The following is a 17422-nucleotide window of genomic DNA, read 5'->3' as shown; positions in this document are numbered from 1 at the left end:
CCGGGCAGCGCGGTCGTTCAGACCGGGATCGCGCCGTCCCGGTGGAGCCCCTCGAAGACCCGGCGCAGCAGCCCCGCGAGCTGGTCGCGCTCGGCGCCCGTGAGGGGGTCCAGGATCTCGTCCTGGACCGCCCGCGCCTCGGCGTCGAGCCCGGCCAGCTCCGCGCGTCCGGCGGCGGTCACCGCGACCCGCACCCGCCGCCGGTCGGCCGGGTCACGGGTGCGCTCCACATGCCCGGCGGCGGACAGGTCCTCCACCACCTTGGCGACATCGCTCGGGTGCAGGGCGAGCCGGGCGCCCAGGTCCCGCTGGACATGCGGGCCGAAGTCGGCGAGCGCGGCGAGTACCGCCATGTGCCACAGCCGCAGGCCGCGGGCCGCCAGCCGGTCCCCCAGCCTGCCGCGCGCGGTCTTCCCGATCCGGGACAGCAGATAGGTGCTCAGGCCCGACAGGCTCGGCGGCGTGCCGATCGCGCCCTCGGGGCTCCCGCCACCCCCAGCAGCACGAGCGCTTCCGGCGCCCGCCGCGCCTGCTCCGCCCGCCACCGCCGGGCGGTCCGCCGCGCCGTCGCCGTCCGTCTGCCCCGTCACATCCATGGACAGCATTCTATGGCGCACACCTATAGTAGGTGCCGACCTACTATTTATGCCGACTGACCACGGGGCTCTCATGGACGCGCTCTATCCGCGGCTGCTGGTCGGCCGCTTCGCCGCCTGTTTCGACTTCTACGCGGCCGTACTCCCACCCCTGGCCGGCGCCACCCTGGCCAGAGGCGACGCCCGTGGCCCGTACGCCAGCTGGGACGTCGGCGACCAGACGGCGCTGGCGCTGTTCGACCGGGCCGCGATGGCGGCGGCGACGGGCGCCGCGACACCACCCGCCGAGCCCGGGGCCGCCCAGGACACGGCGATGTTCGTCTACCGGGTCCCGGACGTCGACGCGGCGTTCGCGCTCTGCCTGAGCCACGGCGGAGCGGTGGTGACCGAGCCCGCCGATCGCCCCGAGTGGGGGCCCGGCCTGCGCGCCGCCCACCTCCGCGACCCCGAGGGGCGCCTGATCGAGCTTCAGTCCTACTGACCGGGATTGTCCTATTCATCACTCATCCGGGTCATCCGTCGCCGCTCTCGCGGCGACTGTCGAGCGCGCCTCGTTACTCCGTTGCCACGCGGTGCGGTAGGGCGAAAGGGACCTGGGGATGATGAGGAAGACAACGGGCTTGCTGTGGAGCGGCGCGGTCGGCGGTGCCCTGGTGTCGGTGCTGGCCGTGAGCCTGCCCGGGGTGTCCGGGGCCGAGGCCGCACCGTCCCGGGCGCCGCGGGTGGTCCAGGGCCCGATCAGCAGGCTGAACGGGGTCTCGGTGGCCAAGTGCCCGCGCGGGACCCGGGTGTTGAACGGGGGCTATGTGAGCCACGGCTTCCGGATGACCAATGGCGCGCTCACCGACTACGTGCTCCGCAACGCCCCACTGCGGGACGGCTCGGGCTGGCAGGCGAAACAAATCGCCGGCAGGATCCAGGCCTTCGCCGTCTGCGTGCTGCTCTAGGGGGTCTCGCCGCACCGCCCCCCAGACCCCGGCCCGGGAGCCCGCCGCCCCGGGTGCGCACCGGACCTCGCATTGAAAAACGTACGATGTACGAGTCTCAATGAGAGGATGCCGCGAAAGACATGCCAGCGCCACGCAGATTCAGCGAAGAACAGTTGCGAACCGCCGCGTTGGCGCTGGTCGACAAGCGCGGCCTGGCCGCCTTGACCATGCGCAATCTCGCCGCGGCGCTCGGCACCGGCGCCATGACGATCTACAACTACGTCGATGGCCGCGACGGACTCGAGGCGCTGCTCGTCGAGGCGGTGATGGCCGAGGCCCGGCATACGCCGGGGGTGCCCTCGGCGGACTGGCGGGACGATCTGCGGATCCTCGCCACGGCGCACTGGCGAGCGGCCCGCGCCCACCCGGACGTGATCCCGCTGATCCTCACCCGCCGCGGGGTGGACCAGCCGACCCTGCTGGGCGCCGAGGGCCTGCTCGACGCCCTGGCCCGCAGCGGGCGCTCCGGCGCCGACCTGCTGGTCGCCTTCCGCGTCGTCTCCGGCTACGTCATGGGATGCGCCCAGGCGGATGTGGCGGGTCCGCTGTCCGTGGCGCGGGGCGAGGACGCCAAGGCCGCCATGGAACGGCTGCGCGCCCTCCCGGCCGACCGTTTCCCCCGGCTCATCGAGGTGGCCGAAGCGGCGGCCGACTGCGGCAGCACGGAAGCGGACTTCCACGCCGGCCTGGAGCTGATCATCGCCAGCCTCGACCGGCGGCCCGGGACCCAGCCGGGCGACACGGGCCAGTAGGCCAGTAGGCGAGTCGCGGCCGCCGACCGCGCTCAGGCCGCGGCCGGCCCGGACGCCGCGGCCCCAGGCACCACCGCCCCGGCAGCCGCGGCCCCGGCAGTCGCGGCCAGCGTGGGGTAGTCGGTGTACCCGGTCGCCCCGCCCACGTACATGAGGTACTGGTCGCGCACCGGATTGAGCGGCGCCCCGATCCGCAGCCGCTCGACGAGGTCGGGGTTGGCCAGGAACGCGCGGCCCAGCGACACCAGGTCGGCGCCCGCGGCCAGCAGCCGCTCGGCCTCGTGCCTGCCGCCGTCGGCGGGGAGCGGCCCGGGCCAGGGCAGCGCCGGATTGGCGATCAGCACCCCCGGCCAGCCGGCCCGGATCTCCTGGAAGAGCGGCTGGTCCGGGTCGGCGGTGACGACGTGGAGATACGCCAGTCCGGTGTCCGCCAGGGCGCCGACGAGTGCGGGATAGATGTCCGCCGTGTCGTCCTCCGCCATGCCGTTGGCGGTGCCGCCGGGCGAGATGCGCAGGCCCACCCGCTCCGGACCGATCGCCTCCGCGACGGCGCGCACCACCTCGACGGCGAACCGGATGCGGCCGGCCACCGAGCCGCCGTAGGCGTCGGTGCGCCGGTTGGTACCCCGCGCCAGGAACTGGTGGAGGAGGTAGCCGTTGGCCGCGTGCACCTCCACCCCGGCGAAGCCCGCGTCGATGGCGTTGCGGGCGGCCGCGGCGAAGTCGGCCACGGTGGAGCGGATGTCGTCGGCGGTCATCTCCCGCGGCACGGCGCCCGGCTGGTGCCCGGAAGGGGTGTGGATCCCGTCCGGCAGCGGCACCGGCGAGGGCGCCACCGGCGTCAGCCCGCTGTTGTCGGGGTGGCCGACCCGGCCGCCGTGCTGCAGTTGCAGGAACATCCGGCCACCCTCGGCCCGCACCGCGTCGGTGACCCGCCGCCATCCGGCCACGTGTGCCGGATCGTGGATCGCCGGGATGTCGGGATAGGTCTGACCCACGGCGTTGGGCGTGGCGGCCTCGGCGATGATCAGTCCCGCCGAGGCGCGTTGCGCGTAATAGGTGGCCATGAGTGGTCGCGGTACGCCGTCGGATCCGGCGCGGTTCCTCGTCATGGGCGCCATGACCAGGCGGTTGGGCAGCTCCAGGGTTCCGAGGCGGGTCGTGTCGAACAAGCGGGACGGGGCTGGTGTGTTCGTCATGCCGGTACGGTAGAAGTTGACATCAGTGTCAGGTTCAAGTCCCTTCGTCAGCAACCGGGGTGGGAAATGCGGATCGGTGAACTGGCCCGGCGCACCGGGGTGAGCGAGCGTTCGCTGCGCTACTACGAGAAGCAGGGCCTGCTGGCCGCCGAGCGCACACCCGGCGGCCACCGCGACTACCCCGACAGCGCGGTCGACCGGGTCATCCACATCCAGGAGCTCTTCGCCGCCGGGCTGCACAGCACGAAGATCGCACAACTGCTCCCCTGCATGCGGGACGCGGACGGCGGGCCGTCCGCGACGGCCACGCCGCGGCTGGTGACCGAGCTCGCCGCGGAGCGCGACCGCATCGACCGGCTCATCACCGACCTGCTCCGCTCCCGCGAGGTCCTGGACAACGTGATCGCCACAGCGTCCACGGTCACCAGCGGCCGCACCTCGGGGCACCCCGGATGAGCCCGAAGCCCACCCCGACCCGGCCCTGACCCGCTGACGGGGGGCTACCCCACCCGCTCGGCCAGGAACTCCTCCCAGGTCCGCTCACCCACCACCGCCCCGTCGAACGACAGGTTCTCGCCGGCCCGGTACGCGCGGCCGGCCTTCCCGGGCATCCGGACCGGCAGCATCAGCCGGCTCTTGCCGCGCGCCCGCAGGTATCCGCGGCTCAGGTCGGCCATTCCGTACACCTTCGGGCCGGCCAGGTCGGGCACCAGGCCGGCCGGCTCGCCGAGCGTCAGCTCCACCAGCCGGACCGCCACCTCGCGCGCATCGACCGGCTGGAAGCGGAGTCCGCCCGGGACCGGCACCACCGGCAGTTTCGCCATCTTCCCCACCACCGTCAGGCACAGGTCGTGGAACTGGGCGGCGCGCAGCGTGGTCCACGGAATGCCGGATTCGGCGATGGCCCGCTCGGCACCCAGCTTCGACCGGAAGTAGCCGAGGGGGACCTTGTCCGCCCCGATGACCGAGATGTACACCAGGTGCCGGACCCCGGCCTGCGACGCGGCCCGCACCAGGTGCCGGGTCGCCTCGTCGTCGCCCTTGGGGCCGCCGGCGAGGTGCAGGACGATCTCCACCCCGTCCACCGCGGCCTCGACCCCTTCGCCCTTGAGCAGGTCGCAGGCCACGTAACTGACGCCCGCCGCCGGCTCGTGGCTGTGCCGGCTGAGCACCCGCACCTCGCGACCGGCGTCCCGCAGCAGCGGCACGACCAGGCGTCCGAGGGTGCCCGTGCCACCGGTGACCAGGATGGGTGCGGTCATGACGTTCTCCCCACTCGATCCACCCGGGAGTCGGACCCCTGTTCGGATCGGCTAGTTTTCGTGCTTCTGCTGCTTCGACCCCGCACCGGGAAGGAATGTGACACGGTGGACGATCGCGATCAGCTGGCCGGGCGTTTCGAGGAGCATCGACCCCAACTGCGCGCGGTGGCCTACCGGATGCTGGGCTCGGTCAGCGAGGCCGACGACGCCCTGCAGGAAGCCTGGCTGCGCCTGGCCCGCGCCGATGCCGGCGAGGTGGAGAACCTCGGCGCATGGCTGACCACGGTGGTGGGGCGGATCTGCCTGAACGAGCTGCGCTCGCGCGAACGGCGCCGCGAGGACCCTCTTGAGGTGCGTGTTCCCGACCCGGTCATCAGCCATGAGTCGGGGATCGACCCCGAGCGGGAGATGCTGTTGGCGGACTCGGTCGGGCTGGCGATGATGGTGGTGCTCGACCTGCTGGCCCCGGCCGAGCGGCTCGCGTTCGTACTGCACGACATGTTCGCCGTGCCCTTCGACGAGATCGCCGTGATGCTGGAGAAGTCCCCGGCCGCGACCCGGCAGCTCGCGAGCCGCGCGCGCCGCCGGGTGCAGGGTCAGGCACCGGCCCCCGACCCCGACCTCACCCGGCAACGCGCCGCCGTCGACGCGTTCTTCGCCGCGGCGCGCGACGGCGACCTCGACGCCCTCGTCGCCGTGCTCGACCCCGACATCGTGCTGCGGTCCGACGGCGGCCGCACCCGCGCCCAGTACACCGTGGTGCTCTCCGGCGCCCGGACCGTGGCCGGACGAGCGGTCTCCTTCGGGCAGCTCTCCCCGTTCGCTCGCCCGGCGCTGATCAACGGCACCGCCGGTGTCGTTGTCGTGGTGAACGGAGCGCCGCTGTCCGTCATGGCCTTCACCGTCACCGGCGGGAAGATCGCCGCCATCGACGTGCTGGCCGACCCCGAGCGCCTGGACCGGCTCGACCTGGTTGCCCTCGACCGCTGAGCGCCTCGGCCTGGGCGCCCACGGTGCGGGCGCCCAGGGCCTGGGCGCCCGCGAGTCCTGACGGCGGCGGTCCTCGGTCAGCTGCCGACGTACTCCGCGAGGTGCTCGCCGGTGAGGGTGGAGCGGGCGGCGACGAGGTCGGCGGGGGTGCCCTCGAAGACGATCCGGCCGCCGTCGTGACCGGCTCCGGGGCCGAGGTCGATGATCCAGTCGGCGTGCGCCATGACCGCCTGGTGGTGCTCGACGACGATGACCGACTTGCCGGAGTCGACGAGCCGGTCGAGCAGGCCGAGCAACTGCTCGACATCGGCGAGGTGGAGACCGGTGGTCGGCTCGTCGAGGACGTAGACGCCGCCCTTCTCGCCCATGTGGGTGGCGAGTTTCAGCCGCTGCCGCTCACCGCCGGAGAGCGTGGTGAGCGGCTGGCCGAGGGTGAGGTAGCCGAGCCCGACGTCGGCGAGCCGGTCCAGGACGCGGTGCGCGGCCGGCGTGCGCGCCTCACCGGCACTGAAGAACTCCTCGGCCTCGTCCACCGACATCGCGAGCACCTCGCTGATGTCGCGGCCACCGAGGCGGTACTCCAGCACCGAGGCCTGGAACCGCCTGCCCTCGCACTCCTCGCACGGGGTGGCGACACCGCCCATCATCGCCAGGTCGACGTAGATGACGCCGGCGCCGTTGCAGGTGGGGCAGGCACCCTCGGAGTTGGCGCTGAACAACGCCGGCTTCACGCCGTTGGCCTTCGCGAACGCCTTGCGGATCGGGTCGAGCAGCCCGGTGTACGTCGCCGGGTTGCTCCGGCGCGAGCCGCGGATCGCGCCCTGGTCGACCGACACCACGCCAGCCGAGGCCGGGATGGAGCCGTGGATCAGCGAGCTCTTGCCGGAGCCGGCCACGCCGGTGACCACGCACAGCACGCCGAGCGGGATGTCCACGTCGACGTCGCGCAGGTTGTGCGTGGAGGCGCCGCGGATCGGCAGCAGCCCGGTGGGGGTGCGCACCGCCGGCTTGAGCGAGGCCCGGTCGTCCAGGTGGCGCCCGGTGACGGTGCCGCTGGCCCGCAGGCCCTCGAGGGGACCCTCGTAGGCGACGGTGCCGCCCGCGGTACCCGCTCCGGGGCCGAGGTCGACGACGTGGTCGGCGATCGCGATCGCCTCCGGCTTGTGCTCCACCACCAGCACCGTGTTGCCCTTGTCGCGCAGCCGCAGCAGCAGGTCGTTCATCCGCTGGATGTCATGCGGGTGCAGCCCGATCGTCGGCTCGTCGAAGACGTAGGTGACGTCGGTGAGGGAGGAGCCGAGGTGGCGGATCATCTTCACGCGCTGCGCCTCGCCGCCCGACAGCGTGCCCGACGGCCGGTCGAGGGAGAGGTAGCCCAGCCCGATCTCCGTGAACGCGTCGAGCAGGTGCCGCACCCCGGTGAGCAGCGGGGCCGACGCCCTCCCCGCGGATTCCCCGAGTCCCTGGGCCCAGTCGGCCAGGTCGCTGATCTGCATCGAGCAGAGGTCGGCGATGTTCTTCCCGTCGATCTTCGAGGACCGGGCCTCCGCGCTGAGCCGGGTGCCGTCGCACGCCGGACAGGTCGTGAAGGTCACCGCCCGCTCCACGAAGGCGCGGACGTGCGGCTGCAGCGCGTCCACGTCCTTGGCCAGGAACGACTTCTGGATCTTCGGGATCAGCCCCTCGTACGTCAGGTTGATCCCGTCGACCTTGATCTTCACCGGCTCCTTGTGGAGCAGGTCGTGCAGTTCCTTCTTGGTGTACTTGCGGATCGGCTTGTCCGGGTCGAAGAAGCCGCAGCCGCGGAAGATGCGGCCGTACCAGCCGTCCACGCTGTAGCCGGGGATGGTGAGCGCGCCCTCGTTGAGCGAGAGGTTCTCGTCGTACAGCGCGGAGAGGTCGAAGTCGGTGACCGAACCCATGCCCTCGCACCCAGGGCACATGCCGCCGAGCCGGGTGAAGGTCACCTTCTCGGCCTTCGTCTTGCCCGGCCCGCGCTCGACGGTGATCGCCCCGCCGGCCTTCACCGAGGGGACGTTGAAGGAGTACGCGCCGGGCGGGCCGATGTGCGGGTCCCCGAGCCGGCTGAACAGGACGCGCAGCATCGCGTTGGCGTCGGTCACGGTGCCGACGGTGGAGCGGGCGTTGGCCGCTATCCGCTCCTGGTCGACGACGATCGCGGTCGTCAGCCCGTCGAGGAAGTCGACGTCGGGCCGCGCCGGCGTCCCCATGAAGCCCTGCACGAACGCGCTGTAGGTCTCGTTGATCAGCCGCTGCGACTCCGCGGCGATCGTGTCGAACACCAGCGAGCTCTTGCCCGAGCCGGAGACACCGGTGAAGACGGTCAGCCGGCGCTTGGGGATCTCGACGCTCACGTCCCTGAGGTTGTTCTCGCGCGCGCCGTGCACGCGGATCAGGTCGTGGCTGTCGGCTGTGTGCGACGCGGGCGACTGGCTGTCCGTCCTCGCGGCCCTGCTCATCGTGTCTCCATCCGTCTGTTACGAGGTCTGGATGCGGTGCGGGTCAGGCGGGCAGGGTAGCGCCCGGCGAAGAGGCCAAGTTCACTGTTTACGCGGCTGGTTGAAGCGCAGCATGTTTCCGGCCGGGTCCCGGAAGGCACAGTCGCGGACGCCGTACGGCTGGTCGACCGGCTCCTGGAGCACCTCGCCGCCCGCGGCGCGGATGCGTTCGAAGGTGGCGTCGACGTCGTCGGTGGCGAAGATGACGGCCCGCAGCAGCCCCTTGGCCAGCAGTTCCGCCATGGCCTGCCGGTCGGCGGGCGAGGCGTTCGGGTCCGCCAGCGGCGGTTCGAGGACGATGTTCACGTCCGGCTGGGAGGGCGAGCCGACGGTCACCCAGCGCATGCCCTCGAACCCGACGTCATTGCGCACCTCGAGGCCGAGGATGTCCCGGTAGAAGGCGAGCGCCTTGTCGTGGTCGTCGACGGCGATGAAGGTCTGTGAGAGCTTGATGTCCATGCGCCTCACGCTACGAGCGGGTGGCTGGTTTTGCTTCTCCATTCCTGACCGGTCGGGTGTGAATCCTGGCGTAGCAGGCCGGGATGGCGGCCCCCGCCGCGTGGTCGCGGGCCCGGTAGGCGCTCGGGCTCTCGCCGACCAGCTCGGTGAAGCGCGAGCTGAACGACCCCAGTGACGTACAGCCGACCGCGAAGCAGACCTCCGTCACCGACAGGTCGCCGCGCCGCAGCAGCGCCTTGGCCCGCTCGATCCGGCGGGTCATGAGGTAGCTGTACGGCGTCTCGCCGAAGGCGGCGCGGAAGCTGCGGTGGAAGTGACCCGGCGACATCAGGGCGGCGCGCGCCAGCGCCGGGACGTCGAGTGGTTGCGCGTAGTCGCGGTCCATCAGGTCACGGGCCCGGCGCAGCCGGACGAGGTCATCCAGGTTCACCTCACCACCATCGCACGCCCCACCCTCACCGCACCGCCACTTTTGCAAGCGGCTTGCTTGCAAAAGTTAGCAACAGGGTGCAGGATCGTAGGCATGGCATCACTGAACGTCGGCAATCTCGGTGAGTTCCTGCGGGAGCAGCGGCGCAGCGCGCAGCTGTCGCTGCGGCAGCTCGCCGACGCCGCCGGGGTGTCCAATCCGTATCTGAGCCAGATCGAGCGCGGCCTGCGCAAGCCGAGCGCGGAGATCCTGCAGCAGCTCGCCAAGGCGCTGCGGATATCCGCCGAGACGCTGTACGTCCAGGCCGGAATCCTCGACGAGCGGGACCGCGACGACGCGGAGGTCCGCAGCGTGATCCTCGCCGACCCGTCGATCAACGAGCGGCAGAAGCAGGTGCTGCTGCAGATCTACGAGTCGTTCCGCAAGGAGAACGCCCACTCCGCCGGCGACAGCGTCCCCCGCGACGACGACAGCACCCCCGCTGCCGGGAGCGGCAGCAAGCGCGGCGGCACGAGCAGCGACGGCTCGGCCGACGACGCACGAACCTCGAACTGATCCGGAACCTCGAACCGATCCGGGAGGACCATCACCATGGCCATCACCGACGACGTGCGCAAGACCTTCACCGACCCGACCCCCCTGTACTTCGTGGCAGGCACCGCCGACCTCGCCGTCCGGCGGCTGAAGGAGGTGCCCGCGCTGGTCGAGAAGGTGCGCGCCGAGGCCCCCGAGCGCCTCGCCGCGGTGCGCGCCGCCGAACCGCAGGCCGTGCAGGAGCAGATCACCCAGCGGGCCAAGGAGGCCCAGGAGAAGCTCAATGAGCTGCTCGGCTCGCTCGACACCGATCTGAAGAAGCTGCGGGACACCGCTCAGGACCTGGCCCTGCAGGGCGTCGGCCGGGCCGCCGAGTTCGCCGTCCGGGCGCGGGAGACCTACGAAGAGGTCGCCGACCACGGCCGGGAGGCCGTGAAGAGCTGGCGCGGCGAGATCGCCGACGAGGTCGTGGAGGTCGCCGAGAAGATCGAGGCCGGGCCCGGGGAGCAGAAGCCCGCCCCCGCGCGGAAGCCGGCGACGGAGGAGAAGGCCGCTTCGGAGCAGAAGCCGGCTCCGGCCGCCCGGTCCGGTGCCGGGACGGCGAACGGCTCGAAGACCGCGCCGCGCACCGGCACCGCCAACGGCAGCAGGACCGCCCCGCGCACCGCCGCCGCCAACGGCACCAAGGCCGCGTCCAAGCCCGCCGAGAAGAGCGCGGCGGAGAAGCCCGCCGCCAAGAAGACCGCCACGGCGCGGAAGACCACGCCGCCGAAGAAGACGGCGCCCAAGTCCACCGACTGACCCCGCCGTTTATGCCGCCATCGATGCCGCCGGTGGTCGGGCCGGGCACGACCCGCGTGTCCGGCCCGCCCAGCGGGTACGGTGGCGGCAGAGCCATGACGGTCGTACGCATCATCGACTAAGCGGGTGACGAAGTGCTGGTTTTGGGGTTCTTCAGCATCGTGGGACTGATCTCCCTGGTACTGGCCCTGTTCGCCCTGGCGGCGTTCATCGACGCCGCGCTGCACCGCGAGGACGCCTACCGCGCCGCGGACAAGAACACCAAGGGCTTCTGGCTGATCATCCTCGGCCTGTCGGCGGCGGTGATGAAGCTCTTCTCGATCTTCTCGTTCCTGCCGATCATCGGCCTGATCGCCACCATCGTCTACTTCGTGGACGTACGTCCCGCGCTCCAGCAGGTCTCCGGCGGCGGCCGGGGCGGCCGGCGCCGCCCCTCCAGCTCCGACGGCCCGTACGGCCCCTACAACGGCGGGCGCTGAGGCGCGTATAACGCCGGAGGCTGAGGCGCGGGCCCCGGCGCGGTCTCAGCCGCGGTCGAGCAGGAGTACCGCCAGGTCGTCCGTCAGCTCGCCGCCGTTCAGCGCGCGGACCTCGGTGACGGTCGCGTCCAGCAGCGCCTCGCCGCTCAACCCTGCGGCCAGCTGCCGGGCGACGATCTCCACCATCCCCTCCTGGCCGAGGCGCTGCCTGCTGTCCGCGGCCACCCGGCCCTCGATCAGGCCGTCGGTGTACATCATCAGGCTCCAGGCCCCGCCCAGCTCCACCTGGCGGCGCGGCCACCGGGCGTTCGGAAGCAGGCCGAGGGCCGGGCCGGTGTCCTCGTACGGCAGGATCCGGGGCGGCCGGCCGGCCCGGACCGCCAGCGGCGCGGGGTGCCCGGCCAGGCAGAGACCGGCGCGCCGGCCGTCCGGCGCGATGTCGACGGTGCACAGCGTCGCGAAGATCTCGTCGTCCGCGCGCTCGTGCTCCAACACCCGCTGCAAGGTGCTGAGCAGCACGTCTCCGCAGAGTCCGGCGAAGGTCAGTGCGCGCCAGGCGATGCGCAGCTCGACGCCGAGCGCGGCCTCGTCGGGGCCGTGGCCGCAGACGTCGCCGATCATCGCGTGGACGGTGCCGTCCGGGGTGCGGACGGTGTCGTAGAAGTCTCCGCCGAGCAGCGCGCGGCTGCGCCCGGGGCGGTAGCGGGCGGCGAATCGCAGGTCGGAGCCGTCCAGCAGCGGGGTGGGCAGCAGTCCGCGCTCCAGCCGGGCGTTCTCCTGGGCGCGCAGCCGGGACTCGGTCAGCTGGCGCTGCGCGAGGTCGGCGCGTTTTCGCTCGACGGCGTAGCGGATGGCGCGGCTGAGCACCCGGTCGTCGAGTTCGTCCCGGAAGAGGTAGTCCTGGGCGCCCACCCGCACCGCTTCGGCGGCGCGCTCGGTGTCCCCCTCGGCGGTGAGCGCCAGCACGGCCTGGGTGGGGGCGAGCCGCAGCACCTGGCGCAGGGTGTCCAGCGCGTCGGCGGAGTGCGGGTCGGCGGGGTGCGCGCCGCCGGAGGCGGGCAGCGCGAGGTCGAGCAGGATGCACTGCACGTCGTCGGTGAGCAGCCGGGCCGCCTCGGTGAGGTTGCGGGCGGTGCGGACGCGGACCCGGTTGCCGTCGGCGTCCAGCATCTCCGGGAGGGCGAGGGAGTCGACCGGGTCGTCCTCGATCACCAGGAGGGTGAGTCCGCCGTCGGGCGGTGCGACGGACCGGGGCTGCGCGGTCAGCATTTCCCGCTGCCGGGGCAGGGGTACGGACATGCCTCGCTCCCTTTCTCCCCCTGGGGGCGCCTCCCGGACCGCCAGGCCCGGGGGACTGCTGCTGGGGGCACCCCCACCTCCCCCGAGGGGCGCGGTGTTCCCGCCCCGGGCGACGGGCCGGCTGTCCCGGCTCACCACACCGACCAGTCGGTCTCATGTCGTGTGCCGGTCATGCCTGGCGACCCTAGCGGTAGGGCACGCCGAAACGGAATGACCTCCGGCAAGCAACTTCTGTCATATGCCAATGACGGTTGCCACTGACAAACGGAAAACCTGACACAGAGAACCCGCGCCCGCGATGACGAATGTCACGATCCCCGCCGGACCGGCCACACCGGGGTCATTTGTCCGGCCGGACCACGCCCAGGATCGGCATAGAGCCGGCCCCGGCCAGCGTGACCTGGCGCCCCGGCCGTGGCGCGTGCACGATCGTGCCGTCCCCGACATACATCCCGACATGCGTCGCGTCCTTGAAATAAATGATCAGGTCGCCGGGCCGCATGTCCTCGATCTCCACCCGCGGCAACTGCTTCCACTGCTCCTGCGAGGTGCGCGGTATCGGCAGCCCGCCCGCCGCCCACGCCTTCAGCGTCAGCCCGGAGCAGTCATAGGTGTCCGGCCCCTCCGCACCCCATACGTAGTCCTTGCCGATTTGCGCGGTCGCGAAGTCGATCGCACGCTGACCCGCCGGTGAGGCTTTTCCGTCGATGTCTTCGAGAATTCCCGAACCGAGCCATTTCTCCTGCGCCGCCCGCGCCTTCTCCTCCTCCAGCCGCCGCAGCCGTTCCTTCTCCTCCTTCTTCAGCCGCGATTCCAGCTTCTTGGCCGCGGCGAGCTTGGCATTGATCTGCTTGCGGGCCGCCGCCTTCTTCGACCGGCTCTGATCCAGCCGCACCCACTCCCGGGAAGCGGACTCGGCGTAGCGGTCGAGCGTGGCCTGCGTGGTGGCCAGCTGGTTGATCACGCCGCGGGTGGCGTTCTGTCCGCGGCGGGAGAGCGAGACCCCCTCCATGAACTCCTGCGGGTCATCGGAGAGCAGCAGCTGCGCCTCGGGCGGCACGCTGCCCCAGCGGTACTGCGCCCGGGCCATGGCACCGGCCCGCCGCTTCAGGTCGGCCATCTTCCGGTCCGCCTTCGCCACCGCCCGCGCGATGTCCACGATCGTCTTCTCCTGCGCGGTCTGCCGCCCGCGGGCCAGGTTGTACGCGTCGGTGGCCGCCTCGGCCTGCCGGTAGAGGCTCTCCACCTGCCGGTGGACCTCCTCCACGGTCTTCGGCTTCTTGTCCTTCTTGTCCCCCGGTGCGGCGTACGCCACCTGCGGCACCGCCGCCATACCCACCGCGCAGACCAGGGCGGTCGCCGAGACGACGCCCGCACCCCTCCCCCTGCCACGCCCCACCGGCCGGCCCCCTTCTTCCGTTCGCGACCGCTGCGGCCCCGATCGTCCCTTCGCTGCTCCGCGCGCCCTGACCGAATCCCCGTTACCGACGCGTACCGGCGCGCAGGAACGGATGGTGACATGACCTACCGCAATCCGACAGAGCGGCGCGGAAGATCCACTCGTGAAGGGCTCGCCGCCGTCCCGCGAGGGGCCGGTTCAGGCCACCACACTGACGGCCGAGGTTCACCCCTCGTTCACTCACCCCCATCGGCGGCTTCACCTGCTCTGCCTAATTTCGGGCCCAGTGAGTGCGAGTCGCGCCGTCCGATCGGCCAGCGCACCGCTAGCTGGATCAAGACCCGCGTCACCCATTTCTCCTCGCACGCCGTCCCCACCGGCGGCTCCCGGAAGGAACTCCTGAAAGTGAAGCTTCAGCGCAACAACCGGCTTCGCGCCATCGCTGCCGGTGCCCTCGTCGTCTCCGGTGCGCTCGCTCTCAGCGCCTGCGGCTCGGACGACAACGGTGGCGGCTCGGGCGGCGGCACGACCAAGGCCGCGGGCAACATCAAGTGCGACGGCACGGGCAACCTGCGGGCCTCCGGCTCCTCCGCGCAGAAGAACGCCATGGACCTGTGGGTCCAGCAGTACGGCGGCGCCTGCAAGGACGTGAAGATCAACTACCAGGCCACCGGTTCCGGTGCCGGCATCCAGCAGTTCCTCCAGGGCAACACCACCTTCGCGGGCTCCGACTCCGCGCTGAAGCCCGAGGAGATCACCGCGTCCAAGAAGGCCTGCAAGACCGGCCAGGGCATCGACCTGCCGCTGGTCGGCGGCCCGATCGCGGTCGGCTACAACGTCCCGGGCGTGGACAAGCTCGTGCTGGACGCCGAGACCCTCGCCAAGATCTTCGACTCGAAGATCACCAAGTGGAACGACCCCGCGATCGCGAAGCTGAACAAGGGCGTCAACCTCCCGGACACCAAGATCCAGACGTTCCACCGCTCCGACGACTCGGGCACCACGGACAACTTCACCAAGTACCTCAAGGCCGCCGCCCCCTCGGCCTGGCCGCACGAGCCGGCCAAGGCGTGGGCGGGCAAGGGCGGCCAGTCCGCCGACGGCTCCGCCGGTGTCTCCAACCAGGTGAAGCAGGTCCCGGGCGCCATCTCGTACTTCGAGCTGTCCTACGCCGCCGGCGGCATCAAGACCGTCGACCTGGCCACCGGCGCCTCCGCCCCGGTCCAGGCCACCGTCGACAACGCCTCCAAGGCCATCGCCGAGGCCAAGGTCGTCGGCAAGGGCAAGGACCTGGCGCTGGAGCTGGCCTACGACACCAAGGCCGAGAACGCCTACCCGATCACCCTGGTGACCTACGAGGTCGTCTGCGACAAGGGCAACAAGGCCGACACCCTGCCGGCCCTGAAGTCCTTCCTGAACTACGCCGCCGGCGAGGACGGCCAGGCCACCCTCAAGGAGAACGGCTACGCGCCGATGCCGGCCGAGATCATCACCAAGGTTCGCGAGACCATCGCCGGCCTCGCCTGACCCCGTATGCGGCCGGTCCCGGCTCCCGGGGCCGGCCGCATCGTCCGGTGCACCGCCGCACCAGGAGCCGCAGCCCCGGGCAGCGGCTCCGCAGACCGGAGAATCCATGAAAACGGACATACGACCAGACGCTTCAGCAAGTCCACCGCCCCTGGCGAAGCAGAAGAACACCGGCCGCCTCGGTGACCGGATCTTCACCGCCCTGTCCTGCGGCTCCGGGATCACCCTCCTGGTGATCATGGCCGCCATCGCGATCTTCCTCACCTACCGCTCCGCCATCGCGCTCTCCGAGAACGAAGGAAACTTCTTCACCACCTTCGAGTGGCGGGCAGCGGAGAACCCGCCGGTCTTCGGCATAGCCGTGCTGGCCTTCGGCACGGTGGTGACCTCGGTCATCGCGCTGATCATCGCGGTTCCCGTCGCGATCGGCATCGCGCTGTTCATCTCGCACTACGCGCCCCGCCGGGTCGCCTCCCTGCTCGGCTACGTGATCGACCTGCTCGCCGCGGTCCCCTCGATCATCTACGGCCTCTGGGGCATCCTCTTCCTGGTCCCCCACGTGGAGGGACTGTACAAGTGGTTCGACGACTACCTCGGCTGGACCGGCGTCTTCTCCTATGACGACGGCGCCGCGCGCTCGCTGTTCACCGTCGGCATCCTGCTGGCGATCATGATCCTGCCGATCATCACCAGCGTCAGCCGCGAGGTGTTCCTCCAGGTCCCGAAGATGCACGAGGAAGCGGCGCTCGCGCTGGGCGCGACCCGCTGGGAGGTCATCCGCATGTCGGTGCTGCCCTTCGGGCGCTCCGGCATCATCAGCGCCTCGATGCTGGGCCTCGGCCGTGCGCTCGGCGAGACGATGGCGGTCGCCACCGTGCTCTCCAGCAGCCCCGAGATCAACAAGAGCCTGCTGAACTTCGGCGGCGGCACCTTCGCCCAGAACATCGCCAGCCGCTTCAAGGAGACCACCGACATCGGCGGCAGCGTCAGCCGTGACGCCCTGATCGCCTCCGGCCTGGTCCTGTTCATCATCACGCTGCTGGTCAACGGCGCGGCCCGGCTGATCATCGCCCGCCGCAAGGAGTACTCGGGGGCCAACGCATGAGCCACGTCCTGATGGAGAAGACCGGGACGGCGGGCCCCGCGCCCAGCCCCGTCTCGCTCCACCGCCCTCGGCTCCCCCGCTGGGCACCGCTGGCCATCGCGGTCGGCGCGACCGCCGTCGGCTGCGGCATCGGGCTCGGCTTCGGTCTCGACAGCCGCATCCAGTGGGGCCTGATCGCGGCCCTGCTCTACGTGGTCACCGACTTCTGCCTCGCGGCCAAGGTCGAGGGCCGTAGGCAGGCCAAGAACCGGCTGGCCACCAGCTTGGTGTGGGTCTGCTTCCTGGCCGCCGTCGCCCCGCTGTTCTCGCTGATCTACGAGACGGTCAACCGCGGCCGGCACGCGCTGGACATGTACTTCCTCACCCACTCCATGGACCTGGTGCTCACCAACGGTCCGGGTGGCGGTGTCTACCACGCGATCATCGGCACCCTGGAGCAGGTGGGCCTGGCCTGCCTGATGGCGGTCCCGATCGGCCTGCTCACCGCCGTCTACCTGGTGGAGTACGGGCGCGGGAAGCTCGCCAAGGCCGTCACGTTCTTCGTGGACGTCATGACCGGCATCCCCTCGATCGTCTCCGGTCTGTTCGTCCTCAGCTTCTGGATCGTCCTGCTCGGCTTCGACTACTCCGGTTTCGCGGGCGCCATCGCCCTGGCGATCCTGATGATGCCGGTCGTGGTCCGTTCGACCGAGGAAATGCTCAAGCTCGTCCCGAACGAGCTGCGCGAGGCGTCGCTGGCGCTGGGTGTGCCCAAGTGGCGCACGATCATGAAGGTGGTCCTGCCCACCGCGATCGGCGGTATCACCACCGGTGTGATGCTCGCCGTCGCCCGTATCGCCGGTGAGAGCGCCCCGGTGCTGCTGCTGATCTTCGGCAACCCGGCGATCAACAACGACCCGTTCCACGGAGAGCAGTCGTCGCTGCCGTACTACATTTTTGAGCAGTGGTCGAACGGCGAGGCTTCGTACGACCGGGCCTGGGCCGCGGCGCTCGTCCTGATCGCCTTCGTGATGATCCTCAATCTGGTGGCTCGCGGCATCGCCCGCTGGAAGGCCCCGAAGACCGGCCGCTGACGGCCAGAC

Annotated in this window: 19 protein-coding genes; 11 read left to right on the top strand and 8 right to left on the bottom strand. The window is 71.2% G+C overall.

The window, feature by feature from the left end; all coding sequences use genetic code 11:
• Positions 1-17 precede the first annotated feature (17 nt).
• Entirely contained in the window at positions 18-596 is a 579-nt protein-coding gene (locus tag AC4BDD_RS16035) for a MarR family winged helix-turn-helix transcriptional regulator (RefSeq protein WP_490686115.1), read from the bottom strand.
• A 49-nt stretch (positions 597-645) separates the two neighbouring features.
• Between AC4BDD_RS16035 and AC4BDD_RS16030 the strand changes: the two genes are divergently transcribed.
• The 3 genes from AC4BDD_RS16030 to AC4BDD_RS16020 all read left to right on the top strand — a co-directional run bounded on the left by AC4BDD_RS16030 (position 646) and on the right by AC4BDD_RS16020 (position 2337).
• The gene (locus AC4BDD_RS16030; protein ID WP_490686114.1) at positions 646-1077 is read left to right on the top strand and encodes a VOC family protein; all 432 of its coding nucleotides are present in this window, start codon (positions 646-648) and stop codon (positions 1075-1077) included.
• Between the two features lie 118 nt (positions 1078-1195).
• Positions 1196-1543: a hypothetical protein gene (locus AC4BDD_RS16025; RefSeq protein ID WP_490686113.1), complete on the top strand. Its 348-nt coding sequence runs from the start codon at positions 1196-1198 to the stop codon at positions 1541-1543.
• 122 nt (positions 1544-1665) lie between these two features.
• A complete protein-coding gene (locus AC4BDD_RS16020) occupies positions 1666-2337 on the top strand; it encodes a TetR/AcrR family transcriptional regulator C-terminal domain-containing protein (RefSeq protein WP_490686112.1) in 672 nt (223 codons plus the stop codon).
• A gap of 32 nt (positions 2338-2369) precedes the next feature.
• Here the strand turns inward: AC4BDD_RS16020 and AC4BDD_RS16015 are convergent, their stop codons facing one another.
• Positions 2370-3536, bottom strand: a complete 1167-nt coding sequence (locus AC4BDD_RS16015; protein ID WP_490686111.1) for an alkene reductase — start codon at positions 3534-3536, stop codon at positions 2370-2372.
• 66 nt (positions 3537-3602) lie between these two features.
• On the opposite strand from AC4BDD_RS16015, the gene AC4BDD_RS16010 reads away from it, so the two are divergent.
• Positions 3603-3992 (top strand): MerR family transcriptional regulator, encoded by a 390-nt coding sequence (locus AC4BDD_RS16010; protein ID WP_490686110.1) that lies wholly within the window; start codon positions 3603-3605, stop codon positions 3990-3992.
• A 44-nt stretch (positions 3993-4036) separates the two neighbouring features.
• On the opposite strand, the gene AC4BDD_RS16005 is transcribed toward AC4BDD_RS16010, so the two are convergent.
• Positions 4037-4798: an SDR family oxidoreductase gene (locus AC4BDD_RS16005; protein ID WP_490686109.1), complete on the bottom strand. Its 762-nt coding sequence runs from the start codon at positions 4796-4798 to the stop codon at positions 4037-4039.
• 105 nt (positions 4799-4903) lie between these two features.
• On the opposite strand from AC4BDD_RS16005, the gene sigJ reads away from it, so the two are divergent.
• Positions 4904-5788, top strand: a complete 885-nt coding sequence (gene sigJ, locus AC4BDD_RS16000) for an RNA polymerase sigma factor SigJ (RefSeq protein WP_490686108.1) — start codon at positions 4904-4906, stop codon at positions 5786-5788.
• Positions 5789-5865: 77 nt separating this feature from the next.
• Here sigJ and AC4BDD_RS15995 read toward each other — a convergent pair whose 3' ends face one another.
• The 3 genes from AC4BDD_RS15995 to AC4BDD_RS15985 all read right to left on the bottom strand — a co-directional run bounded on the left by AC4BDD_RS15995 (position 5866) and on the right by AC4BDD_RS15985 (position 9196).
• Positions 5866-8268, bottom strand: a complete 2403-nt coding sequence (locus tag AC4BDD_RS15995) for an ATP-binding cassette domain-containing protein (protein WP_490686107.1) — start codon at positions 8266-8268, stop codon at positions 5866-5868.
• A gap of 81 nt (positions 8269-8349) precedes the next feature.
• Entirely contained in the window at positions 8350-8766 is a 417-nt protein-coding gene (locus AC4BDD_RS15990) for a VOC family protein (protein ID WP_490686106.1), read from the bottom strand.
• Between the two features lie 10 nt (positions 8767-8776).
• Entirely contained in the window at positions 8777-9196 is a 420-nt protein-coding gene (locus AC4BDD_RS15985; protein WP_490686105.1) for a helix-turn-helix domain-containing protein, read from the bottom strand.
• A gap of 93 nt (positions 9197-9289) precedes the next feature.
• On the opposite strand from AC4BDD_RS15985, the gene AC4BDD_RS15980 reads away from it, so the two are divergent.
• From AC4BDD_RS15980 to AC4BDD_RS15970, 3 genes are all read left to right on the top strand, one after another.
• Positions 9290-9751, top strand: coding sequence for a helix-turn-helix domain-containing protein (locus AC4BDD_RS15980; RefSeq protein WP_490686104.1), 462 nt, complete (start codon positions 9290-9292; stop codon positions 9749-9751).
• A 36-nt stretch (positions 9752-9787) separates the two neighbouring features.
• Entirely contained in the window at positions 9788-10531 is a 744-nt protein-coding gene (locus tag AC4BDD_RS15975; RefSeq protein WP_490686103.1) for a hypothetical protein, read from the top strand.
• A gap of 134 nt (positions 10532-10665) precedes the next feature.
• Positions 10666-11010 (top strand): DUF2516 family protein, encoded by a 345-nt coding sequence (locus AC4BDD_RS15970; RefSeq protein WP_490686102.1) that lies wholly within the window; start codon positions 10666-10668, stop codon positions 11008-11010.
• A 45-nt stretch (positions 11011-11055) separates the two neighbouring features.
• Here AC4BDD_RS15970 and AC4BDD_RS15965 read toward each other — a convergent pair whose 3' ends face one another.
• Positions 11056-12279 (bottom strand): PP2C family protein-serine/threonine phosphatase, encoded by a 1224-nt coding sequence (locus AC4BDD_RS15965; protein WP_490691793.1) that lies wholly within the window; start codon positions 12277-12279, stop codon positions 11056-11058.
• Positions 12280-12649: 370 nt separating this feature from the next.
• Positions 12650-13642, bottom strand: coding sequence for a C40 family peptidase (locus AC4BDD_RS15960; protein WP_490691792.1), 993 nt, complete (start codon positions 13640-13642; stop codon positions 12650-12652).
• Between the two features lie 471 nt (positions 13643-14113).
• Between AC4BDD_RS15960 and pstS the strand changes: the two genes are divergently transcribed.
• The 3 genes from pstS (at position 14114) to pstA (ending at position 17413) form a co-directional block, all read left to right on the top strand.
• The gene (gene pstS, locus AC4BDD_RS15955; RefSeq protein ID WP_490686101.1) at positions 14114-15235 is read left to right on the top strand and encodes a phosphate ABC transporter substrate-binding protein PstS; all 1122 of its coding nucleotides are present in this window, start codon (positions 14114-14116) and stop codon (positions 15233-15235) included.
• 106 nt (positions 15236-15341) lie between these two features.
• The gene (gene pstC, locus AC4BDD_RS15950; protein WP_490686100.1) at positions 15342-16340 is read left to right on the top strand and encodes a phosphate ABC transporter permease subunit PstC; all 999 of its coding nucleotides are present in this window, start codon (positions 15342-15344) and stop codon (positions 16338-16340) included.
• Positions 16337-17413 carry a phosphate ABC transporter permease PstA gene (gene pstA, locus AC4BDD_RS15945; RefSeq protein WP_490686099.1) on the top strand — a complete coding sequence of 359 codons (1077 nt, stop codon included), beginning with the start codon at positions 16337-16339 and terminating at the stop codon, positions 17411-17413. The genes pstC and pstA overlap by 4 nt, the downstream gene beginning before the upstream one ends.
• The last annotated feature ends 9 nt before the right edge of the window (positions 17414-17422 follow it).

It is taken from the genome of Streptomyces sp. JLBT605, from assembly GCF_058215555.1.
The sequence above is the reverse complement of the archived record's forward strand: the minus strand, read 5'-3'. Positions and strand labels throughout refer to the sequence as shown.